The sequence below is a fragment of the Burkholderia sp. 9775_39 genome, assembly GCF_015712225.1.
GTDB lineage: Bacteria > Pseudomonadota > Gammaproteobacteria > Burkholderiales > Burkholderiaceae > Burkholderia > Burkholderia cenocepacia.
In genome coordinates this window covers 85,574-112,121 of the sequence record NZ_JACCQC010000024.1, presented here as the reverse complement: position 1 = coordinate 112,121, position 26,548 = coordinate 85,574, and the positions used below count along the sequence as shown (strand labels likewise).

Sequence of the window (26,548 nt, the reverse complement as noted above, 5' to 3'; positions counted from 1 at the left end):
CCCTCACGCCGCGCGGCGGGCGGGCAGCGCGGCGTGAGGGGCCGGGCGGGACGCCGTCAGGCCGGCAACGCGAACCGCGTCACCGCGTCGCGCAGCGCCTCGGCCTGATCGCGCAGCGAATGCGCGGCCGCCGCGGCCTGTTCGACGAGCGCGGCGTTCTGCTGCGTGACCTGGTCCATTTCGCCCACCGCGCGGTTGACCTGCTCGATCCCGGCGCTTTGCTCGCGGGACGCGTGGCTGATTTCGTCGAGGATTTCGTTCACGCGCCGCACCGACTGCACGATCTCGGCCATCGTCTCGCCTGCATGCGTGACGAGCGTCGCGCCGTGCTGGACCGTCTCGTTCGACGATACGATCAGCGACTTGATCTCCTTGGCCGCCGTCGCCGAGCGTTGCGCGAGCGAGCGCACTTCGGCCGCGACCACCGCGAAGCCGCGGCCCTGTTCGCCCGCGCGGGCCGCTTCGACGGCCGCGTTCAGCGCGAGGATGTTGGTCTGGAACGCGATCCCGTCGATCACGCCGATGATGTCGCCGATCTTGTGCGAGCGGTCGGTGATCTCGTTCATCGTGCGCACGACGTCGTCGACCACCGCGCTGCCGCGCGTCGCGACCTGCGCGGCCTGGCCGGCGAGCGACGCGGCCTGCGCGGCGCTGTCCGCGTTCTGCTTCACGTTCGCGGTCATTTCATCCATGCTCGATGCGGTCTGCACGAGCGCGGCCGCCTGTTCCTCGGTGCGCTGCGACAGGTCCGTGTTGCCGGAGGCGATCTCGCTCGCGCCGACGTTGATGTTCTCGGTGCCCATCCGGACACGCGACACCATGTCGATCAGCCCGCCCTGCATCGTATGCAGCGCATGCAGCAGGCTGCCGCGATCGTCGTGCTTCACGGTCACGCGCGCGGTCAGGTCGCCCTGCGCGATGCGCTGCGCGGCGTCGAGCGCCACTTCCAGCTCGCCGCCGAGGTTCGCGCGCACGCTTTTCAGCACCAGCACCATCACGGCGGTCGCGATCGCACCGAGCACGGCCGTCATCGCCAGCCAGCGGCCGACGCTCGCGAGCACCGCCGAGCGCACGTCGTTCATGTACATGCCGGTCACGAGATACCAGTCCCACGGCGCGAAGCGTTGCACGGCGCTGGTCTTGTCCTGCGGCTTGTCCGCGCCAGGCTTCGGCCACAGATATTCGACGAAACCCTTGCCGCCCTCCGCGTTGCCGGCCTTCACGATCTCGACGAACAGGTGCTGGCCGTTCGGATCGGTGAAATTCGACACGTCCTTGCCGTTGAGATCGGACTTGATCGGATGCATCACGATCACCGGCTTCGAATCGTTGATCGAGATATAGCCGTCTGCACCGTAGCGCATCGCGGCGATCGCCTCGAGCGCCTTCTGTTTCGCTTCGGCTTCCGGCAGCGCGTTCTGCTGCGACAGCTTGTAGTAGTGATCGGTCACGCTCGCGGCCTGCGCGACCAGCGACGCGAGCTGATCGCGGCGATCCGCGATCATCGAGGTACGGGTCTGCCATGCGCCCAGCCCGGCGATCACGAGCAGGCCGAGCCACAGGATGACGATCATCGAGGCGAGTTTCTGATTCAGGGAGAGAGTGCGCATGGTAGGAGGTCGGTCAGTCGTGGAAGCTCGCCGGGTCGGCGTGACGGGATAAGTCTCTTGACGGCGCGCCATGTGCGTCGCCGTAGACGGGAAATCCCTTAGAGGCGGCCATTTCCGCATGCCCAGGACGCAAGCGCGGGCATCTATGCATATGCATAACAGCGGCCGCTATACTGTCGGGCGATGGCGTGCGCGCCGCGCCCGCACGGGCGGCGCGACGCCGAACCAAACCGAAAGGAGGCAACGATGCGGATTCTGGTGGTAGGGGCCGGCGCGGTCGGCGGATACTTCGGCGGCCGGCTGGCCGCGGCGGGGCGCGACGTGACGTTCCTGGTGCGCGACGGCCGCGCCGCGGCGCTCGCCCGCGATGGCTTGCTGATCCGCAGCCCGCGCGGCGACCTGACGCTCGCGAACGTGCAGACCGTGCGCGCGGGCGACGCGGGCGCTGGCGTCGCGCCGTTCGACCTCGTGCTGCTGAGCTGCAAGGCGTACAGCCTCGACGACGCGATTGCGTCGTTCGCGCCGTTCGTCGGGCCGCAGACGCTGATCCTGCCGATGCTCAACGGGATGCGCCACCTCGACGTGCTGCGCGAGCGCTTCGGCGCCGCGCAGGTGCTCGGCGGGTTGTGCGTGATCGCGGCGACGCTCGATCGCGAGCAGCGCATCGTGCACCTGAACGACACGCACGGCGTGTCGTTCGGCGAGCTGGCCGGCGGCGAATCGCCGCGCGTGCGCGCGGTGGCCGACGTGCTCGGCGGCGCGGGCTTCGATGCCACGCTCAGCGACGATATCGCCGCGCGGATGTGGGAGAAGTGGGTGTTCCTCGCGACGCTCGCCGCGAGCACGTCGCTGTTTCGCGGGTCGATCGGCGACATCCTCGCCGCGCCGGACGGCCGCCGCCTGCTCGAAACGATGCTCGCGGAATGCAGCGCGATCGCCGAATACAACGGCCACCGGCCCGACCCCGCGGCCAGCGAGCGGATGCAGCGGATGGTGCTGACGCCGTCGCCGCTGACCGCGTCGATGCTGCGCGACGTCGAGAACCATGCGCGCGTCGAAGCCGATCACGTGATCGGCGACCTGCTCGCGCGGCGCGACCCGCAGGCGGCCGATACGCTGTCGCTGCTGCGGATCGCGTACAACCACCTGAAGACGTACGAGGTGCGCACGGCGCGCGAGCACGCGGCGGCGTAAGCCGGCGCGGGCGGCCGTCCGCGCCGTTCCGCGCTGCAACAAATTTGCCGTCCGGCACCGTTTATGGCCGGATTGCGCAAAAAAGTATCGGAAATCAGGCGTAAAGTTGGTGGAGCCGCGCGCTCGATCGACCTACATTGCTTCCCATGCGACCGGTCGCATCGCCGCGCGAGACACGCGGCGATGCGCGCACCGCCGAACAGGCCGGCCAGCGAACCATGGGAATGGAGACGCCAACATGATGCACCCCGATCTCGAAGTGGTCGAAGTGCGACGCGACGAGTCGTTCAAGGTCTGGTCGCATGGCTATCCGTATCGCACGATCCGCTGGCATTTCCATCCCGAATTCGAGCTGCACCTGATCGTCGCTACGCACGGCAAGTATTTCGTCGGCGATCACATCGGCTCGTTCGGCCCCGGCCATCTCGTGCTGCTCGGTCCGAACCTGCCGCACAACTGGGTCAGCGACATGGCCGAAGGCGAAACCGTCGAGCGCCGCAATCTCGTGATCCAGTTCGATCCGTCGTTCGTGCGCCGCTGCATGGACGCGTTCCCCGAATGCCGCGACGCGCAGGCGCTGCTCGACGATGCGCGGCGCGGGGTCGGCTTCGACGCGGCGACGAGCGCCGCGATCGCCCCGCTGTTCGATGCGTTGCTGACCGCGCGCGGGATGCGCCGCATCGCGCTGTTCATGACGATTCTCGAACGGCTGTGCGGCGCGGCCGAACGCACGTTGCTCGCGAGCCCCGCGTACGACCAGGCCGACGTCACGCCGACGCGGCTCAGTCATGCGCTGTCGTATATCGGCAAGAACCTCGCGTCCGAGCTGCGCGAATCCGATCTCGCGCAACTGACCGGGCAGAGCGTCAGCGCGTTCTCGCGCGCGTTCCATCGCCACACCGGCATGCCGTTCGTCCAGTACGTGAATCGTCTGCGGATCGAATCCGCGTGCCAGATGCTGCTCGCCGACGACGCGAGCATCACCGATATCTGCTTCCAGGCCGGCTTCAACAACGTGTCGAACTTCAACCGCCAGTTCCGCGCGGTGAAGGGGATGGCGCCGTCCGAATTCCGCGCGCTGCAGCGCCTGAACGCGCGCAGCCGCGAGCTGGCGCTGCATGCGGCGCCGACCGGCAATCCGCTGCCGCCGCGCGTGCTGACGCGCGGCGCCCCGGAGCTCGTGCCGCAGCCCGGATGATCGCCGGGCCGTTGCCCGCCTGAGTTTTCCTAACCGTTCCACCCCGCCGATCGCGCCGTTCACGTCGCGAGGGGCGCATTCACCCACGAAAAAGCTGCACACAATTCAGGAGACACCGTCATGACGCACGCATCGCCCGCTTCATCCCCCCGTCGCGCCGCCCGCCTGGCGGCCGTTGCCGCGCTCGCCGTCGCGGCCCTGTTGCCCGCCGCCGCGCATGCCGCGCCGCTGCGGATCGGCATGACGTTCCAGGAACTGAACAACCCGTATTTCGTGACGATGCAGAAGGCGCTGAACGACGCGGCCGCATCGATCGGCGCGCAGGTCGTCGTCACCGACGCGCATCACGACGTCAGCAAGCAGGTGAGCGACGTCGAGGACATGCTGCAGAAGAAGATCGACATCCTGCTCGTGAACCCGACCGATTCGACCGGCATCCAGTCGGCGATCACGCAGGCGAAGAAGGCCGGCGCGGTCGTCGTGGCAGTCGATGCGAACGCGAACGGCCCGGTCGATTCGTTCGTCGGCTCGAAGAATTACGACGCGGGCGTGATGTCGTGCGAATACCTCGCGAAGGCGATCGGCGGCAGCGGCGAGGTCGCGATCCTCGACGGCATTCCGGTCGTGCCGATTCTCGAGCGCGTGCGCGGCTGCAAGGCCGGGCTCGCGAAATTCCCGAACGTGAAGCTCGTCGACACGCAGAACGGCAAGCAGGAGCGTGCGACCGCGCTGTCGGTCACCGAGAACATGATCTCCGCGCATCCGAACCTGAAGGGCCTCTTCAGCGTGAACGACGGCGGCTCGATGGGCGCGCTCGCCGCGATCGAGGGCTCCGGCAAGGACATCAAGCTGACGAGCGTCGACGGCGCGCCCGAGGCGATCGCCGCGATCCAGAAGCCGAACTCGAAGTTCATCGAGACGACCGCGCAGTTTCCGGCCGACCAGGTGCGCATCGCGCTCGGCATCGCGATTGCGCGCAAGTGGGGCGCGACGGTGCCGAAGGCGATTCCCGTCGACGTGAAGGTCGTCGATCGCGGCAACGCGAAGGGTTTCAGCTGGTGAACGACGTGCGACGCGACGCGAAGGGCGGCGGCGCGGCCGACGCCCTTCGCACGGAGAAGCCGATGGACACGATACTCAGGCTCAGCCACATCACGAAAAGCTTTCCCGGCGTGAAGGCGCTGTCCGACATCGATCTGCAGATCGCGCGCGGCGAGATCCATGCGCTGCTCGGCGAGAACGGCGCGGGCAAGTCGACGCTGATGAAGATCCTGTGCGGCATCCACCAGCCGGATGCCGGCACGATCGAGATCGACGGCGCCGCGCGCCATTTCGCGGACTATCACGACGCGGTCGCGGCCGGCGTCGGCATCGTATTCCAGGAATTCAGCCTGATTCCGCATCTCGATGCCGTCGACAACCTGTTCCTCGGCCGCGAGCTGCGCAACCGCTGGGGCGCGCGCGACCGCAAGCGGATGCGCGCGGCGGCCGCGGCCATCTTCGCGCGCCTGGGCGTGGCGATCGATCTCGACGCGCCGATCCGCACGCTGTCGGTCGCGCAGCAGCAGTTCGTCGAGATCGGCAAGGCGCTGTCGCTCGATGCGCGCATCCTGATCCTCGACGAACCGACCGCCACGCTGACGCCGGCCGAGGCCGAACACCTGTTCGCGATCATGCGCGAGCTGAAGCGGCAGGGCGTCGCGATGATCTTCATCTCGCATCACCTCGACGAGATCTTCGCGGTGTGCGACCGCATCACGGTGCTGCGTGACGGCCAGTACGTCGCGACGACCGAGGTCGCGCGCACCGACGTCGAGCAACTGGTGCGGATGATGGTCGGCCGCCGGATCGAAAGCAGCTTTCCGCCGAAACCTGCGCTGCCGGCCGACGCGCCGGCCGTGCTCGAGGTCGACGCGCTGCAGATTGAGCGCGACGGCCCGGTGAACCGCTTCGCGCTGCGGGCCGGCGAGATCCTCGGCTTTGCCGGCCTGGTCGGTTCGGGCCGCACGGAAACCGCGCTCGCGGTGATCGGCGCGACGCGTGCGCATCGCAAGGAGTTGCGCGTACGCGGCGCGGCGGCGAAGCTCGCCGATCCGGCCGACGCGCTGCGCGCGGGCATCGGCATCCTGCCGGAAAGCCGCAAGACGGAAGGGCTCGTCACGTCGTTCTCGATTCGCGACAACATCTCGCTGAACAACCTCGGCAAGTACCGGTCGATGCGCTGGCTGATCGACCGGCGCGGCGAGGCGCGCACCACGCACGACGTGATGCGGCGCGTCGGCGTGAAGGCGCCGTCGATCCACACCGAGGTCGCGACGCTGTCCGGCGGCAACCAGCAGAAGGTCGTGATCGCGCGCTGGCTGAACCATCACACGTCGGTGCTGATCTTCGACGAGCCGACGCGCGGCATCGACGTCGGCGCGAAAGCCGAAATCTACGGGCTGATGCGCGAACTCACCGCGCGCGGCTACGCCATCATCATGATCTCGTCCGAGTTGCCGGAAATCGTCGGCATGTGCGATCGCGTCGCCGTGTTCCGGCAGGGCCGCATCGAGGCGACGCTCGCCGGCGACGAGATCGATCCCGACACGGTCATGACCTATGCCACGGCCGGCACGCGAGGAGCGATCCATGAACCTGCCTGACTCTTCTTCCACGCCCTCCACGACGCTCGCGGCCACCGCCGGCGACGCGCCGCCGCCGCGCGCGATGTGGGCGCAGCTGCGCCGCTCGACGCTGTTCTATCCGCTCGTCGGCCTGATCGTCGTGTGCATCGCGATGATGATCGCGAGCCCGAGCTTCCTGTCCGCCGCGAACCTCGAGAACGTGCTGCGCCAGGTGTCGATCAACGCGATCATCGCGGTTGGCATGACCTGCGTGATCCTGACGGGCGGGATCGACCTGTCGGTCGGCTCGGTGATGGCGCTGTCGGGCACGCTCGCGGCCGGGCTGATGGTCGCGGGCGTCAACGCGGTCGCCGCGCTGGCGATCGGCATCGCGGTCGGCCTCGGCTTCGGCTTCCTGAACGGCGTGTTCGTCGCGTTCGCGGGAATGCCGCCGATCATCGTCACGCTCGCGACGATGGGCATCGCGCGCGGCCTCGCGCTGATCTACACGGGCGGCTATCCGATCGACGGGCTGCCCGACTGGGTCGCGTTCTTCGGCAGCGGCAAGGTGCTCGGCATCCAGGCGCCGGTGCTGATCATGCTGGTGGTCTATGCGATCGCGTGGCTGCTGCTCGACCGGATGCCGTTCGGCCGCTACGTGTACGCGATCGGCGGTAACGAGCAGGCGACGCGGCTCACCGGCGTGCGGGTCGCGCGCGTGAAACTGATCGTCTACACGCTGGCCGGCGTCACGTCGGCGCTCGCCGCGATCGTGCTGACCGGGCGCCTGATGAGCGGGCAGCCGAACGCGGGTGTGGGTTTCGAGCTCGACGCGATCGCGGCGGTCGTGATGGGTGGCACGTCGATCTCCGGCGGGCGCGGCGCGATCCTCGGCACGCTGGTCGGCGCGCTGCTGCTCGGCGTGCTCAACAACGGGCTCAACATGATCGGCGTGAACCCGTATGTGCAGAACGTGATCAAGGGTGGAATCATCCTGCTCGCGATCTACATCAGCCGCGAACGATCGCGGTAATGAAAAAATCATCGGTTATCCGAATCACTCAGGAAAGAGACAACTCATGACGACACCCGAAGCCCAGCCGCGCATGACCGCGGTCGTCTGCCACGGCCCCGAGGACTATCGCGTCGAACAGGTCGCGAAGCCGAATCCCGGCGTGAACGAGCTCGTGATCCGCATCGCCGCGTGCGGGATCTGCGCGAGCGACTGCAAGTGCTACACCGGCGCCAAGATGTTCTGGGGCGGCCCCAGCCCGTGGGTGAAGGCGCCGGTGATTCCCGGCCATGAATTCTTCGGCTACGTCGAAGCGCTCGGCGACGGCGCGGCCGAGCATTTCGGCGTCGCGCTGGGCGACCGCGTGATCGCCGAGCAGATCGTGCCGTGCGGCAAGTGCCGCTACTGCAAGTCGGGCCAGTACTGGATGTGCGAAGTGCACAACATCTTCGGCTTTCAGCGCGAGGTGGCCGACGGCGGGATGGCCGAGTACATGCGCATTCCGCCGACCGCGATCGTCCACAGGATTCCGCTCGGCGTATCGCTCGAGGATGCGGCGATCATCGAGCCGCTGTCGTGCGCGATCCACACGGTGAACCGCGGCGACGTGCAGCTCGACGACGTCGTCGTGATCGCGGGCGCGGGCCCGCTCGGGCTGATGATGACGCAGGTCGCGCACCTGAAGACGCCGAAGAAGCTCGTCGTGATCGACCTGATCGACGAACGGCTCGAGCTCGCGCGGCAGTATGGCGCCGACGTGACGATCAACCCGAAGCGCGACGACGCGCGCGAGATCGTCCGCGCGCTCACCGACGGCTATGGCTGCGACGTGTACATCGAGACGACCGGCGCGCCGGTCGGCGTGAACCAGGGGCTCGACCTGATCCGCAAGCTCGGCCGCTTCGTCGAGTTCAGCGTGTTCGGCGAGGATGCGACCGTCGACTGGTCGATCATCGGCGACCGCAAGGAGCTCGACGTACGCGGCGCGCACCTCGGGCCATACTGCTATCCGGTCGCGATCGACCTGCTCGCGCGCGGGCTCGTCACGTCGAAAGGCATCGTCACGCACGGTTTCGCGCTCGAGGACTGGGACGACGCGATCCGCGTCGCGAAATCGCCCGAATCGATCAAGGTGCTGCTGAAGCCGGCCCGCTGACGGCCGGCGTGCGCCTCACCGGAGACATCATGGAATACGTCATAGGCGTCGACATCGGCACGCAGAGCACCAAGGCGCTGCTGGTCGACCGGCACGGCACGATCGTCGCGCGGCGCTCGGCCGGCTACCAGCCCGATACGCCGCGCCCGCTGTGGGCCGAGCAGTGGCCGCAGGTGTGGTTCGACGCGGTGCTCGACTGCATCGGCGGCTGCGTGAGCGACGCGCGCGCGCAGGGCGTGCCGGCCGACGCGATCCGGGCGGTGTGCGTGAGCAGCCTGTACGGCGGCTCGGGCATCCCGGTCGACAGCGACATGCGGCCGCTGCATCCGTGCCTGATCTGGATGGACCGGCGCGCGACCGCGCAAGTCGACTGGGTCGACGAACACGTGAACGTCGAGCGGCTGCGCGTGATCACCGGCAACGGCGTCGACAGCTACTACGGCTTCACCAAGATGCTGTGGCTGCGCGACCAGCGGCCGGACGTGTGGGCGAACGTGCGCTATTTCCTGCCGCCGAACGCGTATGTGATCTATCTGCTGACCGGTGAAGTCGCGGTCGATCACAGTTCGGCCGGCAATATCGGCGGCGTGTACGACGTCGCGCGCCGCGAGTGGTCCGACGACGCGCTCGACATGCTCGGCATTCCGGCGACGATGATGCCCGAGCGGCTGGTCGATTCGACGGACGTCGTCGGCGGCCTGCTGTCGCAATGGACCGCGCAACTCGGGCTGCCGGCCGGCACGCCGGTCGTCGCGGGCGGCGTCGATGCGGCGGTGGCGACCTTCGCCGCCGGCGCGACGCGCACCGGGCAGCACGTCGCGATGATCGGCACCAGCATGTGCTGGGGCTACGTGAACCGGCACGTCGATGCGCGGCACGGCCTCGTCAGCATGCCGCACGTGTTCAACGGGCAGCGCGACCTGTACGTGTTCGGCGGTGCGATCGCGGCCGGCGCATCCGTCGCGTGGTTTCGCGACCAGTTCTGCCACGCGGAAACCGACGCGGCGCGCCTGCTGCCGCACGGCGATCCGCACGTGCTGCTCGAGGAGGCGGCCGGGCGTGTGCCGGCCGGCGCCGACGGCGTGCTGTTCCTGCCGTATCTGATGGGCGAGCGCAGCCCGGTGTGGGATGCGAAGGCGAGCGGCGCGTTCGTCGGGCTGAGTCTCGCGCACACGCGTGCGCATCTTTATCGAGCGGTGCTCGAAGGCGTCGCGTTCGCGTTGCGCCACAACATCGAGGCCGGCCGCCGGGGCGCGGCGGCGCTGGACGATCGGTTGATCGTCGTCGGCGGCGCCGCGCATTCGGCGCTGTGGATGCAGATCATCGCGGACGTGACGGGTTTTCCGGTGTGGACGATCGAGCAGGACGTCGAAGCCGCGATGGGCGCCGCGCTGCTTGCGGGCGTCGGCGCAGGGCTCGTGTCGGACGATGACGCGCAGGGCGGCTGGGTCACGCTCGTCGAGCGCGCACGGCCCGATGCCGAGCGTGCGAACACGTACGACGCGCGTTTTTCGCTCTATACGGCGTTGTATCCGGCACTCAAGCCGATCATGCACAGGCTGGGCACCTCATCATGAACACACGATTCGATTTCAGCGGGGCAACGGTGCTCGTCACGGGCGCGTCGAGCGGAATCGGCCGCGCCTGCGCGGTCGCGCTGGCGCAAGCGGGCGCGCGCGTCGTCGCGGCGGGGCGCGACATGGTCGCGCTCGACACGCTCGCCGGCGAGATTGCGTGCGATACGTTGCGCCTGGACGTCGGCGGTGACGAGCAATCGATCGATGCCGCACTCGCCGCGTACGAGGCGTTCGACGGCCTCGTCAATTGCGCGGGGATCGCGTCGCTCGAACCGGCGCTCGAGGTCGGCGCCGCGCAGTTCGATCGTGTGATGGCCGTCAATGCGCGCGGCGCGGCGCTCGTCGCGCGGGCCGTGGCGCGCAGGATGATCGAGCGCGACGGACGCGGCGCGGCGCACGCACGGGGCAGCATCGTCAACGTGTCGAGCCAGGCCGCGCTCGTCGGGCTGCCCGCGCATTTGAGCTATTGCGCGTCGAAGGCGGCGATGGACGCGATCACGCGCGTGCTGTGCATCGAACTCGGGCCGCACGGCATTCGTGTGAACAGCGTGAACCCCACCGTCACGCTCACGCCGATGGCGCAGTTCGCGTGGAGCGAACCGGAAAAGCGGGCGCCGATGCTGGCCGCGATTCCGCTCGGCCGGTTCGCGGAGCCGGAGGAGGTCGTCGAACCGATCCTGTTTTTGCTGAGCGATGCGGCGTCGATGATCAGCGGCGTGTCGTTGCCGATCGACGGCGGGTATACGGCGCGCTAGATCGCGTCACGGAAGTCGCGGACTGAAGTCGCGGCGCGGCCGGCGCGCGGCTAGACCGGGTCCTTGCTCGGCGGCCCGTCCGGTTGCTGCGGATTGTCGTGATGACCGGGCGGCGACGCGAACGGATCGTCTTCCGGATCGCGGTTCGGGTCGGCCGGTGGCTCGGGCGTCGGGGTCGTGTGATCGCTCATGGAGAACTCGCGCGGTGCGTGACGGCGGTGGCGCGGCGGATGCGCCTCGTCTCCGTTATAGCCAATCGGGCGCGTGTTTGCAGCGCGATTCTTGCGACCGGTGGACGATCGTCGGCGAAATTCGTCCATTGACGGTGTTCGTGCGGGATCGTGCAGAACCGCACCATCGAAGTCAGCGCAAATCCGCCGGCGTATCGACGTCGCGCAGGATGCCGGGATCGTCGACATCGAGCAGGGTCACCGGCACGCTGGCGAACAGCGCACGGGCGCCCGTGTCGCCGTCGAGGGCGGCGAGCGCATCGAAATGGTGCGCGGCGAAGCCGACCGGATGGCCGCGCACGCCGCGATGCGCGGGCGCGACGATCGACGCGTTGTCGGCTTCGAGCGCGCGGGTGACGGTTTCGTAGGTGGAAGCGGCGATCCACGGCATGTCGCCGAGCGCGACGAGCCAGCCGTTCGAATCGGGCGTGGTGCGGACGCCGGCCGCGAGGCTGGCGCCCATCCCGCGCAACGCATCGGGGGCATAGACGACCTGACAGCCGGCTTCATTCAGCAGAATCGCAAGCTTTTCGGCGCCGGGACGCACGACGGCGATCACGTCGGCGGTGGCGGCCGCGAGACGGCGCGCGGCGGCGACCGCCACCGGCGTGCCGTCGGGAAGCCGGGCGAGCAGCTTGCTGTGCAGGCCGCTCGGGTCGAAGCGTTGACCAAGGCCGCCGGCGAGCAGGACGCCGGTGGCGAGTGACGCATAGGACATCGGCGCGGGGGGAGGGAGACAGGTGCTGCGATTGTGCGGGAGCCCGCGGGGATCGGCAAGTGAGGATGTTACCGAGTCACGCGTGTCGGATCGGGAAAACCGTCATCGCGACGTTTCGTCGAGCAGGCTTTCGTCGACGGGACCGCAAATTGCGTGCGATTCGTTCTGCATGACGGCCCAATAGCGGTCGCCGTATGACCAATGCCACCATTCAGACGGGTAATTCGTGAGGCCGGCGCGGGTCAGTGCGTCGATCAGGAACTGGCGGTTTCGTGCGGCCGGGCGGCTGATGAACGGGTTATGTGTGTAGCAGGCGCCGGATGATTCGTGGTCGGTGGCGTCGAATATGCAGCCCATGTCGAGTTCGGCGGCCGCGGTCGTTTTGGTCAGATGAATCGCCGATATGCCAGAGTCTGGTGGAAGATGCGCCTCGGTTCGGCCGGCGGGGCCGGCGACGCTTACCAGAGCGTCATGATGTGCGCGTACGCGCGGATTTTTTCGTCGCGGGTGTCAGCTGAGCGCCGAGTCGCGTACTGCCCACCACACCGATGCATGCGTATCCAGCACGATCACCGCGACGTCTCCCAATCCTCTTTCGCAATCGGATCGAGAGGATTGTCGTAGCGCATGACCGAACCGCGCAATATGTCCAACGGCTGAGCTTCGCGCGAGCGATACGGCCGAATCTCGAACGTCGGTTTGCCGTGGTCGGTGACGATCAATCCCTCGCCCGACACTTCGACGAGCCGGAAGTATTCGAGTGCGCGCGCCTTGAATTCGGATTTCGATACGGGAGTGTGCGGCATCACGATATGAGCAGGGTCATTTGACGAGATCGTTTTGGACCCGTCTTTCGACGCGGCGCGACTGACTCATGCTACGCATCCGCCCACTTCCTCAACAGGTTGTGATAAATCCCGGTGAGCGAAATGACCATCGGATCCCTCGCCCCTTTTTCCGCGGAAAGCGCCTGAATCTGCGTATCGAGCTGAAACAGCAGCGTGCGATCGCCGTCGTCGCGCACCATGCTCTGAATCCAGAAGAACGACGCCACGCGCTCGCCGCGCGTGACCGGCGTCACATGATGCAGGCTCGACGCCGGATACAGCACGAGGTCGCCTGCCGGCAGCTTCGCGCGATGCACGCCATACGTGTCCTCGACGCACAGCTCGCCGCCGTCGTACGCATCGGGTTTCTCGAGGAACAGCGTCGCCGACAGATCGCTGCGCACGCGGAAATCCGTGCCGCGCAGCAGCCGGATCGCGTTGTCGACGTGCGTGCCGAACGTTTCGCCGCCTTCATAACGATTGAACAGCGGCGGAAACACCTTGAGCGGCAGCGCCGCCGAAAAGAACAGCGGATGGCGCGCGAGCGCATCCTGGATCGCGTCGCCAACGGTGCGTGCGACCGGCGAGCCTTCCGGCAATTGCCGGTTGCGTTTCGCGAGCGCCGACTGCGCGCCGGACGTTGCGTTGCCGTCGACCCATTCGGCGGCATCGAGCAGTTCGCGGCATTGCGCGACTTGCGCTTGGGTCAGTACGCCGGGGATGTGAAGCATCATGATGCGGATTCCATTGCGTGCGGCGCGAGTTGCATGGCCGCCGAACGAAAAGCATCGAGCGGCGACGACACGAGATACGCGCGCATTTTCGCGATGAACGCGGGGGTCGCGGTGGCCGGCACCCGCGCGAGCCAGACGAGCGCCTCGTCGACGCGCCCGCGTTCGGCGAGCAGCCGCGCATAGTTGAACTGGCCGCGGAAGTCGCCGGCGACGGCCGCGCGGCGATAGTGGTCGAACGCGGCGTCGGTGTCGACCGCGACGACCCATCCGTCCTCGTAGAAACCGCCGATCAGGTTGATCGATTTCGCATGGCCGAGCGCGGCCGCGCGGCGGAACCAGTCGAGCGCGTCGGTGCGGTTCTCGTCGACGCCGTTGCCGAGAGCGAGTGCGGTCGCGTAGTTGTACATGCCCCAGTCGAGGCCCGCCTGCGCGGCCAGCCGGTACCAGTACACGGCGACCGGCGCGCAGGCGGCCGTGCCCCAGCCGAACTCGTAGCAGCGTCCGAGCATGTTCATCGCCATCGGGTGGCCGGCTCGCGCCGCGTGCCGGAACCAGTTGAACGCGGCGGCCGGATCGCGTGCGACGCCGTGCCCGTCGAGCAGGTATTGCCCGTAGACGGCCTGCGCATCGACGATGCCGTGCTCGGCCGCCGCCGCGACCCACGCGGCGGCGCGCTCCGGCGGCCCGGCCAGGATGTCGGCGAACTCGCGCGGCGATACCGACGCGAGCGCCTTCAGCGATACGGCCTCCATCGATCAGTAGCGCGCGTTCAGCGTGACGAACGCCGAACGGCCCGGCGCGATCGACGCATAGTGCGCCGGATACGCCTGATCGAAGTAGGTGCGGTTGAACAGGTTGTTCACGTTCAGCTGCAGGTCGAGCTTCTTGTTGATCCGGTACTGCGCCATCGCGTCGAAGCGCCAGTACGACGGTACGGCGCGCAGGTTCGCGGGATCGCCGAACACTTCCGACATGTAGAACGCGCCGCCGCCGACCGTGAATTTCGGCGTGACGTCGTAGTTCGACCACATCGTGAGGCTGTGCTTCGGCGTATTCGGGAAGCGGTTGCCGTTGTTCGCGGTGTCCTTGCCGTTGTCGCGCAGTTCGCTCTTCATGTACGTGTAGCCGCCGAACACCTGCCACTGCTTCGTGATCTGGCCGGCGAGGCCGAGCTCGAGACCCTGCACGCGTTTGTTGCCGACCATCGCGTACTGGTTGTTCGGCAGCGTCACGCGTGCGTTCGTCGTGTCGATCTGGAACAGCGCGGCCGTCAGCGACAGCTTGTCGTTCAGCACGTTCCACTTCGTGCCGAGTTCGATGCTGCGGTTCTTTTCCGGCGAAAGCTGATCGGCGTTCGGGCCGACGCCGCCGCGGCCCGGCGTGAGCGACTGCGTTTCGCTGCCTTCGCCGAGCAGCATGCCGGCAGGCGTCGACGACGTCGCATACGACGCATAGATGCTGCCGTTCTGCGCGGGCTTGAACACGAGGCCTGCCTGCCAGTTGAAGAGCGTGTCGTCGCGCGTGTACGTCTTGCCGCCATTCGCCTTGGTATCGGTGAAGCGGGTCGAGTAGTCGTCGACGCGCACGCCGGCGTTGACCTGCCAGCGCGGCGTGATCTCGATCGTGTCGAAGCCGTAGATCGACTTCGTCGTGGTGCGCGCATGCGCATAGTCGTTGTTGCGCGTGATCGAGCCGGCCCACGGATCGTTCGGGTTCGGCGACCACAGGCTCGTGCAGTTGTAGCCCGACGGCGCGCCGATGCCTTTCTGGCAGATCGTGCCCTTGTCTGTCGCGACCGTGTACGAATCGCGCTTGCCCCATTCGCGCGACAGTTCGATGCCGGTCGTGAAGCTGTGCTTGAACGGGCCCGTGCGGAATTCGCCGAACAGCTCGGTCAGGTTCGCGAGGCTGTTGATCGAGCTGTTGCGGTTGTTGTTGCGGCGCCAGACCTTGCCGTTCACCACGTTGCCCTGGCTGTCGTCCGGCTGCGTCCAGATGTAGTCCTGCGTCGATTCCGTGTAGCGCGTGGTGTTGCGCACCGTGAGGTTGGGCGTGATGTCGTGCTCGATCTTGATCGTGCTGATGTCCGACGTGGTCTTGCGGAAGTCGCGGTCGATCAGGCCGTAGAAGTTGTGGCGATCGACGGGCGCCGGATAGATCGTGTCGACGTTCGCGGGCTTGTTCGACGTCGTGTAGAAGTACGGGATGCCGCCGTCGGGCATGTCGTCCGTTTGCAGGTGGTAGTAGCTCGCGGTCACGCGCGTCGACGTGCCGAGGCCGAACGCGATCGACGGCGCGACGCCCCAGCGCTCGTTGTTGACGGCGTCGCGGCCGGCGACGTCGTTGTTGTGGCTCATCAGGTTCAGGCGGAACGCGGCGTGATCGGCGAACTGCCAGTTGCCGTCGGCGGTGAAGCGGCGATAGCGGTCGGTGCCGAGGCCCGCGCTCGCGGCGGCCGTCGTGCCGAGATGCGGGGCCTTCGTGATCAGGTTGATGCTGCCGCCGGCGCCGCCGCGGCCGCCGTACGCGCCGTCGGAACCCTTGGTGATCTCGACGCGCTCGGTGTTGAAGATCTCGCGCGTGGTGGCGCCGGTGTCGCGCATGCCGTCGACGAACATGCTGCCCTGCGTGTCGTAGCCGCGGATGAACGGACGGTCGCCGAGCGGGTTGCCGCCTTCGCCGGCGCCGAACGTGATGCCGGGCACGGTGCGCAGCGCTTCGGTCAGCGTCGCCGCGCCGCTGCTCTGGATCAGTTCCTGCGGGATCACGGTGACGGATTTCGGCGTGTCGACGAGCGGCGCGGTGAATTTCGCGGAAGCGGAAAAGTCGGCCTTGTAGCTGTGCTCGGTCTTGCCCTGGATCTCGATCGGCGCGAGATGGCCTTCGGTGCTGGCGGGCGCCGCGGGCGGCGTGCCGTCGGCGAACGCGGGGCTGGCGGCGAGCACGCTGCAGAGGGTGGTGAACTTGCCGAGCTTCAGCTCGTCGGGACGGGACTTCATGGTGCGCTTCGACCTCGCGGTGTGGCCCCGGGGCAGTGCGCTGCGGAAATGTGCACGCCGACGGGAATTATTACGATTTGTTTTCAGGCGGCATTCTATGTAATTTCCCGTTAAATGAGAAGCGTTCTTGTTCGCGTTTGTGTGGGAATTGTTGACGAATGTGACGGGGTGGTCGCGAGGCGGCCCAGGAGGCGCAAGCATGGCCGAATGGCTGGATATGACGGACCGGCAGGTCGGATTGGATTGGTTGTGTCGCGACGCTCGCCATGACAGCAAAGTGATAGTAGGGGGCGCGTCATGCCGGTGATCACCGTTCGAAATTTGCCCGATGAAGTGCGCCGCGCGCTTCGGATCCGTGCGGCCCGACACGGGCGCAGTACGGAAGCGGAGGTGCGCGACATCCTGGAGCAGGCCGTTCTGCCGGGCGGGCGGCTCGAGCTCGGAACGCTGCTCGCGGAAATCGGGCGGGAAGCGGGCGATGTCGATATCGGCGTGCTGTGCGACGAGATGCCAACCGGTCCGATGAGCTTTGAATGATCCCTGTCGATACGAACGTCATGCCCGAACCGCTGCGGCGTGAGCCGAACGCGGCGGTGATCGAGTGGCTCGATGCGCAGAACGTCGAGACGCTGTATCTCGCGGCGATCAGTCTCGCGGAATTGCGGTTCGGCGTGGCTGCATTGCCGGAAGGGCGCAGGCGGGATTGGCCGCAGCAGAGTATCGGGCAGCGTGTGCTGCCGCTGTTTCGCGGTCGGATCCTGCCGTTCGACGACGCGGCGAGCAGGGCGTGCGAGCCTTTGCGCGCGGACGCGTGCCGCGGGCAACGCGATCGCGGTCGCCGATGGCTACATCGCCGCGACGGCCGAGGCAAACGGCTCGATCGTGGCCACACGCGACGTCGCGCCGTTCCAGGCGTTGGGGCTGCGCATCATCGATCCATGGGCCGTCCGGTTCGCGATCGCCGGTTCTTTTGGCGTGCCGAAATGCAAAACGCGCCGTGCGTGGCGGCGCGTTTTGAATCGAACCATCAGGCTCGTTCCCTGACGCAACGGCGGCAGGGCGCGAGCGTTTCGCAGTGGCGTCAATCGATCCCGTGAAACACCGCGTCTTCCGGGCCGAGGTACGCCGGCGGACGCCACGTCGCGTCGCGCATCGAATGCTGGACGAGATTCTCGACACCGAGCAGCACCGCGAAGATCGCCATCCGCACCGGAATGCCGTTGTCGGTCTGCCGGAAGATCGCGAGACGCGGGTCGCGGTTCAGGTCGACCGACAGGTCGTTCGCGCCGGGCCGGCTGTCGCGCGGCAGCGGGTGCATGATCAGCGTGTCCGGCTTGCATACCGAGTCGACGAGCGCCTGATTGATCTGGAAATCCGGCGTGTAGCCTTCGAACGACTCGTCGGTGAAGCGCTCCTTCTGAATTCGCGTCGCGTAGACGACATCCGCGCCGCGCAGCCCGGCCGCGAGGTCGTTCGTCTGCTCGACCACGTGGCCGTTCGTCGCGATCTGGTCGACGATGTACGCCGGCATCTCGAGCGTCGGCGGCGATACGAGCGTGAACTTCAGCCCGCGGTACAGCGCGAGCAGCTTGACGAGCGAGTGCACGGTGCGGCCGTACTTCAGGTCGCCGACCAGCGCGATGTGCGCGCCGTCGACGATCTTGCCGAGCCGCGAGAACTCGCGCTGGATCGTATAGAGGTCGAGCAGCGCCTGGCTCGGGTGCTCGCCGGGGCCGTCGCCGCCGTTGATCACCGGCAGGTTGGTCGCGCGCGCGAATTCGGCCACCGAGCCTTTTTCGGGATGGCGGATCACGAGCGCGTCGACGTAGCCGGCCATCACGCGGCTCGTGTCGTAGATCGATTCGCCCTTGGCCATCGACGAGAACGTGAAGCCCGTCGTGTCGCACACCGAGCCGCCGAGCCGGCAGAAGGCCGCGCCGAACGACACGCGTGTACGCGTGCTGGCCTCGAAGAACAGGTTGCCGAGCACGGCGCCTTCGAGCACGCGCGAAATCTTGTGGCGTCGCGCGATCGGCTGCATGACGTCGGCCACGCGGAACAGCGCCTCGACCGAATCCCGCGAGAACTGGTCGACCGAGATCAATTGCGGCTTGCCTTCGAACAGGAACTGCTTCGCGAGCCCTTGTTTGTCTACGCTTTGCGTATAGTTCTCGCCATCCGGCGCCGAGCGCTCGACGATCTCCGACACGAAGCGCTCGACGATCTCGGGCATCCCGCGCGATTCCTGCGAATCGTCGGGAAGTAGCCAGGTATCCAGCGCGCGCCGGCTGACGCCGATGCGATTCGCGAACGCCTCGCGGGTCATGTTGAGGCGGCGCATCGCGTCGCGGAGGAAGGCTTGCTGGGGAACGGTCATCGGCGGCTCCTGGGCGGAAAATATACGCGGTGCGTATATTAGTTCCTGGCGCAATGAAGTCAAGAAAAATCTGCGTGCAAGCGGGGTGTGGCGCGCATGACACTCGGCGGGGCCGTACTGGCGCGCGGCGTGCGTCTCCGTATAATCAGGTCAGGCCCCGTGTCCGGCAGCGTGCCGGGCGCCAGCCGCACACGATTCGCCCGATCGGGCATGTTGATTCGAAGGAGAATGAGAATGACGCGTACGATTGCTGCAATGCTGCTGGTGGTGACGGCGGCGCTCGCCGGGTGCAATACGGTCGCCGGCGTGGGCCAGGACATTTCGAAGGGCGGCCAGGCGATCAGCGATTCGGCTGAAAAGGCCAAGTAAGCCGACCGGTTCCGGCATGCAGAAGGCGCCGGCCTTCCCGCGGTTGCGGGGAGGCGCGGCGCCTTTTTTTGCGCCCGACTCGACGCCGGCGGCGTCAGGCGCGCTCGACGAATGCGTAGCGGCCGTCGACCTTGCGCGGCGTGAACCAGCCGTAGTCGGGGAACACCCGGTTGCGGACGAACCATACGTAGCCGACCAGCACGACCGTGATCGCAAGGCTCGGCAGCGCGGCCGACGGATCGCGCCCGAGATCGGCGACGGTCTTCGGTACCTGCAGCAGCGACAGCAGAATGAACGCGTGATACGCGCCGACACGATGGGTCGCAAAACCCCAGATGAACAGCAGCGACAGCGGCACGGTCAACGCGAGGAACACGGTGACCAGCACGCCGCCGGCGCCGGACGCGAAGAAGTAGTACGCGAGCATCAGGCTGATGACCAGCTGCGCGATGCCGAGCGCGATCAGGATCCGGATGTGCACCTTGTTCTTGCGGCAGCGTTCGGGGTCCGGGCGCGACGCGATCAGATGCGCGAGCACGCGAGCCTTGAGCCCCTGTCCGGACAGCTCGGCCAGTGCGTCGGCCTTCCTCGTTCCCGCGGACAGCAGCACCGCGATTCTTGTTTTGGCTTCCTTCCTGTTCATTGCTTGATCTGGCGGATTGTTGTTCGATGGTTGTCAAAGGGTCCGGCCACGCGAATATTGCATCTTGCGCAGTCGTGCGCAACGGTTTTGCGGGGCGCGGACACATTCCTACAGTCGTTGGCTGCATGGCCGGAAGGCGGCGGTCGAAGGCGGTGCGACGGGAAGGCGCCGCCATCGTTTTCGGCGGGACCAAGGAACGCGAGTCAATCGGTGGCGGTCCGCGCGGCGAGCGTGGCGGGTGATTCGACGGGCGGCTCGCGCCGCCGCGTCGCGCCGACGAGCATGCCGGCGACGACGAGCGCGATGCCCGCGACACGCGTGCCGGTCAGCGTTTCGCCGAACAACGCGACCGCGAACAGCACGGCCGAAACCGGCGCGACCGCCGTGAACAGGGCGGCCTCGGTGCCGCTCGTGCGCGCCGAGCCCGCATACCAGCACAGGTAGCCGAGCACGGTCGGAATCAACGCGTAGTAGACGATCGCCGACACGGCGCCGACGGTCCAGCCGCTCGCCACCGCGCGCGATTCGAACGCGGCCGGCACGAGTGCGAGCACGAAGCCGAGGCCCGACATCGCGGTGGAAAGCGCCAGCGGCGGCAACGGCGCGGCAAGCCGCCGGTTGAGCAGGATGAAGACCGCTTCGCAGGCGACGGCCGCCAGCACCAGCGCATCGCCGGCAAGCGTCCGGAGCGACGGCATCGCGTGGCCCGGCGCGAACGTGACGAACAGCACGCCGGCCGTGGCGAGCGCGGCGGCCAGCCAGTCGCGCGGCGTCTGCCGCTCGCGCAGCACGACGGCCGCGATCAGCGTCGACATGGCCGGCAGCGTGCCGAGCATCACGCCGGCATCGAGCGGCGACGACAGTTTCGTGCCGCTGATCAGCAGCACCGTATAGCCGACGCCGCCCGCCGCGGCCTGGATGACGAGCAGCACGGCGTCGCGTGCGGCAATGCGCGGCCAGCGCATGCGCTGCGCACGCATCAGCGCGAACAGCAGCGGCGTCGCGATCAGGAAACGCAGCGCGGTGGCCGCGAACGGCGGCAGGCCGCCGGCCGCGAGACGGCTCGCGATGACGGTGCTGCCGACGCCCGCCATCGCGGCGGCGAGATAGAGATAGCCGATCAGTCGTGTCTTCATGCGCCGCATCGTCGCGTACGGCGGTGGGGGGCGTCTTGAACGAAATTGCAGCGGGGCGGGCGTCGAATGTGGTGCGCCGTCGACATGCACCGACGCAAGAGGTCACGGCTGACGTCTAGGCGGCAACCGCCGTCGAATGCAATGCGCGCGGCGGTCCGCGCACCGCGCACCGACAGCGCTATTGATCCGCCTGCGTGAACCGCCCCGGCGTGATCCCGAACTGGCGCGCGAACGCGCGCGTCAGGTGGCTCTGATCGGCGAAGCCGGCCTCGGCCGCGGCCTCGGCGATCGGCAGGCCGCCGGCCAGCAACGCGCGCGCCAGCCGCGTGCGCGACTGAACCAGATAGGCGTGCGGCGTGATGCCGAGCTCGCGCGCAAAGCCGCGCAGCAACTGGAAGCGGCTCACGCCGCTCAGGTCTGCCAGCTCGGCGAGCGATACGGGTACGGCCGGCGCTGCGTCGAGCCGCTCCCGGGCGACGCGGACCGCCGGCGCGACACCGGCCGCCGGCAGCGTGCGGTTGGCGTGCCGGGCGAGCAACCCTGCGACGAGCATCACGAGCGCTTCGTCGCGAGCCAGCGGCTGGGTTTCGCCTGCGACGATGCGTGCATGCAGCCGGCCGACGGCGGCCGCGAGCCGCGCGTCGCGCACGGCCGGGTGCGCAAGCTCGACGCCGCCGAGGCCTTCTTCCGCCGCGACGCCCGCGACCAGCGCCGGCGCGAGGTACAGCATCCGCCAGCGACGGCCGGTGCCGGCCTCGAGCGGCGAGCCGTCGTGCATTTCGCCCGGGTTGACCATGATCGCGTCGCCGGCCAGCGCGTCGACCTGCCCGCGGCCGCTCCACGACCGGTGCGCACCGCTGACGATCACGCCGACCCCGAATTCGTCGTGCGCGTGGCGCGGAAACGCGCGATCGGATTCGAGGCTGATCGCCTCGATGCCTTCGCCGGTGCGTCGGTAGTGGGTGACACGGTGCATGTGCGCTCCTCGCGCCGGTCGCGGCGCGGATCACGTGCACTTTAGCGCGTTCCGGCGCCGTGCGCCCTTCATCCTTTTGGCGGATACCGCGCGGCGCGCGCAGCCCGCACCATGTGCACATCTGCAGCGTACACGGCCCGCCGGGCCTGAAGCTGCGCGGGAGACGGCAGGTGGAACGACAGGATCCGGTATTCATTCAGGTGGGCGCGCTCGCGGACGGCTTCGCGCCGGAGGCGAACACCCTCGCGCCCGTCGACGCGCTCGTCGGGCGGACGCTGGCGCTCGAAGACGCATCGGGCGCATGGCGCGTCCATACGTTCGAGCCGGGCGCGTTGCAGTGGCGCGATGCGGCGACCGATACGGGCGGCCGCGCGCCGTGCCGCGTGACGCGGCTGCGCGACGGTCTGTACTTCGTCGACTACATCGATACCACTGCCCGCGCGACGTCGGTCAGCCTCGTGATCGATCTCGACAACGGCGTGTGGACGTCGGTCGTCGGTACGCTGCCGACGGAAGCCGACACGCGCATCGATGCGTTCACGCGCGTCGCGCGCGGGCTGCCGCTGACGGCCGTCGACGCGCAATTCCGGCACGGCACGCTCGGCGGCCACGCCCGGCCGGGGCCGCTGCATGCGCCCACGCGCGAGCTGATCGGCAAGCGGACGATGTACCGCTACAGCCCGACCGAATGCTACGAGCATATCTACCTGAACGAGAACTTCTACGCGTGGCAGTGCCTGCAGGGCGTGGAAGGCGGGCTGGCCGACGTCGACCGCTGTCATTACTTCAAGATGGCCGATGAGCTGTATCTGTTCGTGTGGCGCGAAAAGGTGGTGCCGACGCTCGGCGTCGTGCTGATCGACCTCGCGCAGCGCAAGACCGACGGCAAGATCTTCGGCTACCAGGGCGGCGATTTCGGCACGCTGTCGAATTTCCAGATCGGCGCTTACGCGCAGGTGCTGAACGAAACCGTGCATCCGCTCGGCGGCGAGGCGCAACGATGACTGCCGTGCTGGGCAGCGGCCGCCTGCGTGCGGATTTCGGCGGACGCGTCGTGCTCGTCACGGGCGCTGCGCAAGGGATCGGCGCGGCGATCGCGCGCCGTTTCGCGGAATCCGACGCATTCGTCGCGGTGGCCGACCTGAACCGCGAAGCAGCCGCCGAGCAGGCCGAGGCGCTGGCCAGCGCGGGCGGCGAGGCACGCGCGTATCAGGTCGACGCCGCGAGCCGGGACGAACTGGATGCGCTCGTGGCGGCAGTCGAGCGCGACGGCGGCCGGCTCGATGTCGTCGTCCACAATGCCGCGTATTTTCCGCTGACGCCGTTCGAGCAGATCGACGCGCCGACGCTCGACCGGACGCTGTCGGTCAACCTGTCGGCGCTGTTCTGGCTCGCGCAGGCTGCGTTGCCGGCATTCGAGCGCGCGGGGGCCGGGCGGCTGCTCGTCACGTCGTCGGTGACCGGGCCGCGCGTCGTCTATCCGGGGCTCGCGCATTACGCGGCGTCGAAGGCCGGCGTGAACGGCTTCATTCGCGCAGCGGCGCTGGAACTGGCGCGCCGCCACGTGACGGTCAACGGCGTCGAGCCGGGGATGATCCGCACGCCGGCGGCCGGCAATCTCGGCGACGCATCGGTCGCGGCGCAGATCGCACGCGACATTCCGCTGGCACGAATGGGCGAGCCGGAGGACATCGCGAACGCGATGCTGTTTCTCGCGTCGGCCGACGCGGCGTACATCACCGGGCAGACGATCGTCGTCGACGGCGGAGCGACGTTGCCGGAAAGCGGGGCGGTGCTGGCGGACGGGTAGCGGTAAGCCCGCGAGGGGGGAAGCGTCGAGGCCGTGTCGGCGTAGGCGTGCGACCCACGCCATGGAGGGCCGCGCTACACGCGCCCGCCGCGACTACAGCCAGCCGTTGCGGATGAACTCGACGATCGAATAGCGACGATGCTCGAGATCGTGCCGGCGGACGGCCTCGACGATGCGCGATACGCCATCCGCATAGGGCGTATCGCCGGACACGCGCGATTCGAACTGCAGGCTGCATGCGCCGTCGTCGATGCGTATCCGGTGAAGCGCATGGCGGCCGAGCTGATCGTCGCGGATGCCGAATTCGCCGCGCTGCACGGCCGGGTCGCGTACGGAGCGAATGTCTGCCGGCCGCACGCCGAGCGACTCGGCGATGCCGACGGCCGTGCCGGGGACGGACGTCTTGCCGGCCTGATGCGACTCGGTCACGCTGATGTCGCAGTCGCGGAACAGGTGGCCGCTGGTTTCCAGCATGCTCATGAACTTGAGCATCAGGATGTTCGTGTTCGGACACAGCACGACCGGAAAGCCGTATGTCCCGGTTTCGAGGTCGGAGCCGGTCGACAACTCGACGAGCGGCGATGCGGTGGCCTGGCAGAACGCGATCGCCGCGGCGAGTTCGCGGCCGGAACCGGCATGGACGACGATCGACCGGGCGTCGGTTCGCGTGGCGTCCGACCACGGCATCACGCGACAGGTGGCCGGGTCGAGCCGGTGCGAGCCGAGCAACTCGTTGGCGAGCTTGCCGGTTCCGATGACGAGTACTTGCATGGGATGGACGGGTTGAGGTTCGGGATGCGCGTCCGCAGTGGCGCAGGCCGTCGGGCGGGCCACGCTGGTCCGACTGTCGTGCCGCGCGCCACGCCTGGCGTGGCATCGCGCATTATGCCCGGCCGTGCGACCGCGCGCTCGTCGAGCCGCGTCCGCGACGTCGCGGCGCCCCGCGCCGCATGGATCGCGATCCATCTCGCGATGCCGCCAACCGCGCTTGGCGCCCGATAGCCACGGCGAAACGACAGCGGAACTGCGCTGGCCCACCGTCATCCCGTTCGCACGAACGCGTGAACGGCGCTACGCTGTCGGCATTTCATCCCATCACCCTCGATCCAGGAGAACACATCGATGGAACACGACCTGAACGGCAAGGCAGTCGCGATCACCGGCGGCTTCGGTCATCTGGGCGTCGCGACGGCCGCGTGGCTCGGCGCGCGCGGCGCGCGCGTCGCGCTGATCGGCCGCGGCGCGGCCCCGGCGGCGCAGGCGCTGCCCGGCGTGCCGGCCGATGCGCTGCGCATCGGCGGCATCGATCTCGTCGACCCGCAGGCCGCCGCGCAGGCGCTCGAAACGGTCAACCGCGAATTCGGCCGGGTCGACGCGCTCTTGAACATCGCCGGCGCATTCGTGTGGCAGACGATCGCCGACGGCGATGCCGCCACGTGGGATCGCATGTACGAACTGAACGTGAAGACGGCGCTGAACGCGTCGAAGGCCGCGCTGCCGTACCTGATCGCGAGCCAGGCCGGCCGCATCGTCAACATCGGCGCGGGCGCGGCGTTCAAGGCCGGCGCGGGGATGGGCGCGTATGCGGCCGCGAAGGCCGGCGTCGCGCGGCTCACCGAGGCGTTGGCGGCCGAGTTGCTCGATCGCGGCGTGACCGTGAACGCGCTGTTGCCGAGCATCATCGACACGCCGCCGAACCGCAAGGACATGCCCGACGCCGACTTCTCGCGCTGGGTCCGGCCCGAACAGCTCGCGGCGACGATCGGCTTCCTGCTGTCGGCCGACGCGCAGGCGATCACCGGTGCGTCGATTCCGGTGAGCGGCCGCGTGGCGTAGTGCGCCGAGGGCGGGCTCGTCGGGTCCGGGCGTGCGTACAATGTCGCACCGGATTGCGCGACCCGAACCCATGACTCAGCCCACCATCCTGATCGTCGAAGACGAACAGGCGATCGCGGATACGATCGTCTACGCCCTCGGCACCGACGGCATGCAGACCGTCCACTGCACGCTCGGGCAGGCGGCGCTCGACTGCCTGCGCGACACGCGTGTCGATCTCGTGGTGCTCGACGTCGGCCTGCCGGACCTCAGCGGCTTCGAGGTATGCCGGCGGCTGCGCACGTTCACCGATGTTCCGGTGATCTTCCTGACCGCGCGGCACGACGAGATCGACCGGATCGTCGGGCTCGAGATCGGCGCTGACGACTACGTCGTCAAGCCGTTTTCGCCGCGCGAGCTGGCGGCGCGGGTGCGCGTGATCCTGCGCCGCTTCCATCGGACGGCCGCGCCGGAACCGACACCCGCAACCGCGCCGGCCGATGCGCCGGCACCGGTCGCGTCCGGCTTCACGCTCGACACCGACGGCGCGCGCGTGTCGTGGCTCGGCCACGCGCTGGACCTCACGCGCTACGAATTCGGGCTGCTGGCGCTGCTGGTCCGGCATCCGGGGCGCATCTACTCGCGCGAACAGTTGATGGATCTCGTCTGGCACGAGGCGCTCGACTCGGCCGACCGCACGGTCGACACGCACATCAAGACGCTGCGCGCCAAGCTGCGCGCGATCGATCCCGAGCGCGACCCGATCCGCACGCATCGCGGGATGGGTTATTCGCTGCAACCGTAAC

General features: G+C 68.2%; 27 protein-coding genes and 1 pseudogene. 15 read left to right on the top strand and 13 right to left on the bottom strand.

Features of this window, described 5'->3' with window-relative positions:
* Positions 1-56: 56 nt before the first annotated feature.
* A complete protein-coding gene (locus H0X90_RS27375; protein WP_077189298.1) occupies positions 57-1,610 on the bottom strand; it encodes a methyl-accepting chemotaxis protein in 1,554 nt (517 codons plus the stop codon).
* Positions 1,611-1,856: 246 nt separating this feature from the next.
* Between H0X90_RS27375 and panE the strand changes: the two genes are divergently transcribed.
* From panE to H0X90_RS27335, 8 genes are all read left to right on the top strand, one after another.
* Entirely contained in the window at positions 1,857-2,804 is a 948-nt protein-coding gene (gene panE / locus H0X90_RS27370; protein WP_060266224.1) for a 2-dehydropantoate 2-reductase, read from the top strand.
* Between the two features lie 238 nt (positions 2,805-3,042).
* Positions 3,043-4,002 carry an AraC family transcriptional regulator gene (locus tag H0X90_RS27365; RefSeq protein WP_077189299.1) on the top strand — a complete coding sequence of 320 codons (960 nt, stop codon included), beginning with the start codon at positions 3,043-3,045 and terminating at the stop codon, positions 4,000-4,002.
* A 120-nt stretch (positions 4,003-4,122) separates the two neighbouring features.
* The gene (locus tag H0X90_RS27360) at positions 4,123-5,064 is read left to right on the top strand and encodes a substrate-binding domain-containing protein (protein ID WP_006485848.1); all 942 of its coding nucleotides are present in this window, start codon (positions 4,123-4,125) and stop codon (positions 5,062-5,064) included.
* Between the two features lie 62 nt (positions 5,065-5,126).
* A complete protein-coding gene (locus H0X90_RS27355) occupies positions 5,127-6,647 on the top strand; it encodes a sugar ABC transporter ATP-binding protein (RefSeq protein ID WP_060210901.1) in 1,521 nt (506 codons plus the stop codon).
* Positions 6,634-7,641, top strand: a complete 1,008-nt coding sequence (locus H0X90_RS27350; protein WP_006485854.1) for an ABC transporter permease — start codon at positions 6,634-6,636, stop codon at positions 7,639-7,641. The genes H0X90_RS27355 and H0X90_RS27350 overlap by 14 nt, the downstream gene beginning before the upstream one ends.
* A gap of 46 nt (positions 7,642-7,687) precedes the next feature.
* Complete coding sequence (locus H0X90_RS27345) at positions 7,688-8,776, top strand: erythritol/L-threitol dehydrogenase (protein ID WP_006485836.1); 1,089 nt, start codon at positions 7,688-7,690, stop codon at positions 8,774-8,776.
* Between the two features lie 29 nt (positions 8,777-8,805).
* Positions 8,806-10,353: an FGGY-family carbohydrate kinase gene (locus H0X90_RS27340; RefSeq protein ID WP_034202127.1), complete on the top strand. Its 1,548-nt coding sequence runs from the start codon at positions 8,806-8,808 to the stop codon at positions 10,351-10,353.
* Positions 10,350-11,108: an SDR family oxidoreductase gene (locus H0X90_RS27335; RefSeq protein WP_006496171.1), complete on the top strand. Its 759-nt coding sequence runs from the start codon at positions 10,350-10,352 to the stop codon at positions 11,106-11,108. The genes H0X90_RS27340 and H0X90_RS27335 overlap by 4 nt, the downstream gene beginning before the upstream one ends.
* 50 nt (positions 11,109-11,158) lie before the next feature.
* Here H0X90_RS27335 and H0X90_RS27330 read toward each other — a convergent pair whose 3' ends face one another.
* From H0X90_RS27330 to H0X90_RS27300, 7 genes are all read right to left on the bottom strand, one after another.
* Positions 11,159-11,299: a hypothetical protein gene (locus tag H0X90_RS27330; RefSeq protein WP_162838543.1), complete on the bottom strand. Its 141-nt coding sequence runs from the start codon at positions 11,297-11,299 to the stop codon at positions 11,159-11,161.
* A gap of 172 nt (positions 11,300-11,471) precedes the next feature.
* Positions 11,472-12,056 (bottom strand): NTP transferase domain-containing protein, encoded by a 585-nt coding sequence (locus H0X90_RS27325; protein ID WP_006485855.1) that lies wholly within the window; start codon positions 12,054-12,056, stop codon positions 11,472-11,474.
* A 102-nt stretch (positions 12,057-12,158) separates the two neighbouring features.
* Positions 12,159-12,446 (bottom strand): M15 family metallopeptidase, encoded by a 288-nt coding sequence (locus H0X90_RS27320; protein ID WP_227745564.1) that lies wholly within the window; start codon positions 12,444-12,446, stop codon positions 12,159-12,161.
* Between the two features lie 179 nt (positions 12,447-12,625).
* Positions 12,626-12,865, bottom strand: a complete 240-nt coding sequence (locus H0X90_RS27315) for a type II toxin-antitoxin system Phd/YefM family antitoxin (RefSeq protein ID WP_077189301.1) — start codon at positions 12,863-12,865, stop codon at positions 12,626-12,628.
* 68 nt (positions 12,866-12,933) lie between these two features.
* Positions 12,934-13,617 (bottom strand): Fe2+-dependent dioxygenase, encoded by a 684-nt coding sequence (locus H0X90_RS27310; protein WP_077189302.1) that lies wholly within the window; start codon positions 13,615-13,617, stop codon positions 12,934-12,936.
* Complete coding sequence (locus tag H0X90_RS27305; RefSeq protein ID WP_006485843.1) at positions 13,614-14,369, bottom strand: tetratricopeptide repeat protein; 756 nt, start codon at positions 14,367-14,369, stop codon at positions 13,614-13,616. The genes H0X90_RS27310 and H0X90_RS27305 overlap by 4 nt, the downstream gene beginning before the upstream one ends.
* Before the next feature lie 3 nt (positions 14,370-14,372).
* Positions 14,373-16,616 carry a TonB-dependent siderophore receptor gene (locus H0X90_RS27300; protein ID WP_058903292.1) on the bottom strand — a complete coding sequence of 748 codons (2,244 nt, stop codon included), beginning with the start codon at positions 16,614-16,616 and terminating at the stop codon, positions 14,373-14,375.
* 297 nt (positions 16,617-16,913) lie between these two features.
* On the opposite strand from H0X90_RS27300, the gene H0X90_RS27295 reads away from it, so the two are divergent.
* Positions 16,914-17,153 carry an Arc family DNA-binding protein gene (locus H0X90_RS27295; RefSeq protein ID WP_077189303.1) on the top strand — a complete coding sequence of 80 codons (240 nt, stop codon included), beginning with the start codon at positions 16,914-16,916 and terminating at the stop codon, positions 17,151-17,153.
* A pseudogene (locus tag H0X90_RS27290) lies at positions 17,150-17,561 on the top strand (type II toxin-antitoxin system VapC family toxin); the annotation flags it as partial. The gene H0X90_RS27295 and the pseudogene H0X90_RS27290, both read left to right, overlap by 4 nt.
* A gap of 136 nt (positions 17,562-17,697) precedes the next feature.
* Here H0X90_RS27290 and H0X90_RS27285 read toward each other — a convergent pair.
* Positions 17,698-18,993: an aspartate carbamoyltransferase gene (locus H0X90_RS27285; RefSeq protein ID WP_059780605.1), complete on the bottom strand. Its 1,296-nt coding sequence runs from the start codon at positions 18,991-18,993 to the stop codon at positions 17,698-17,700.
* A gap of 234 nt (positions 18,994-19,227) precedes the next feature.
* Between H0X90_RS27285 and H0X90_RS27280 the strand changes: the two genes are divergently transcribed.
* Entirely contained in the window at positions 19,228-19,362 is a 135-nt protein-coding gene (locus tag H0X90_RS27280) for an entericidin A/B family lipoprotein (protein ID WP_006485835.1), read from the top strand.
* Positions 19,363-19,456: 94 nt separating this feature from the next.
* Here the strand turns inward: H0X90_RS27280 and H0X90_RS27275 are convergent, their stop codons facing one another.
* The 3 genes from H0X90_RS27275 to H0X90_RS27265 form a co-directional block, all read right to left on the bottom strand.
* A complete protein-coding gene (locus H0X90_RS27275) occupies positions 19,457-20,005 on the bottom strand; it encodes a permease (protein WP_077189304.1) in 549 nt (182 codons plus the stop codon).
* A 203-nt stretch (positions 20,006-20,208) separates the two neighbouring features.
* Positions 20,209-21,141 (bottom strand): DMT family transporter, encoded by a 933-nt coding sequence (locus H0X90_RS27270; protein ID WP_077189305.1) that lies wholly within the window; start codon positions 21,139-21,141, stop codon positions 20,209-20,211.
* Between the two features lie 178 nt (positions 21,142-21,319).
* Complete coding sequence (locus tag H0X90_RS27265; RefSeq protein ID WP_077189306.1) at positions 21,320-22,117, bottom strand: AraC family transcriptional regulator; 798 nt, start codon at positions 22,115-22,117, stop codon at positions 21,320-21,322.
* Positions 22,118-22,287: 170 nt separating this feature from the next.
* On the opposite strand from H0X90_RS27265, the gene H0X90_RS27260 reads away from it, so the two are divergent.
* Together H0X90_RS27260 and H0X90_RS27255 are read left to right on the top strand one after the other, a co-directional pair.
* Positions 22,288-23,121 carry a molybdenum cofactor biosynthesis F family protein gene (locus H0X90_RS27260; RefSeq protein WP_006493836.1) on the top strand — a complete coding sequence of 278 codons (834 nt, stop codon included), beginning with the start codon at positions 22,288-22,290 and terminating at the stop codon, positions 23,119-23,121.
* A complete protein-coding gene (locus H0X90_RS27255; RefSeq protein WP_077189307.1) occupies positions 23,118-23,927 on the top strand; it encodes an SDR family oxidoreductase in 810 nt (269 codons plus the stop codon). Before H0X90_RS27260 ends, H0X90_RS27255 begins: the two co-directional genes overlap by 4 nt.
* Positions 23,928-24,020: 93 nt before the next feature.
* Here H0X90_RS27255 and H0X90_RS27250 read toward each other — a convergent pair whose 3' ends face one another.
* Positions 24,021-24,698: a dihydrodipicolinate reductase C-terminal domain-containing protein gene (locus H0X90_RS27250; RefSeq protein WP_006496184.1), complete on the bottom strand. Its 678-nt coding sequence runs from the start codon at positions 24,696-24,698 to the stop codon at positions 24,021-24,023.
* A gap of 351 nt (positions 24,699-25,049) precedes the next feature.
* On the opposite strand from H0X90_RS27250, the gene H0X90_RS27245 reads away from it, so the two are divergent.
* A complete protein-coding gene (locus H0X90_RS27245; RefSeq protein ID WP_012493456.1) occupies positions 25,050-25,763 on the top strand; it encodes an SDR family NAD(P)-dependent oxidoreductase in 714 nt (237 codons plus the stop codon).
* A 70-nt stretch (positions 25,764-25,833) separates the two neighbouring features.
* The gene (gene creB / locus H0X90_RS27240; protein WP_077189308.1) at positions 25,834-26,547 is read left to right on the top strand and encodes a two-component system response regulator CreB; all 714 of its coding nucleotides are present in this window, start codon (positions 25,834-25,836) and stop codon (positions 26,545-26,547) included.
* The last annotated feature ends 1 nt before the right edge of the window (position 26,548 follow it).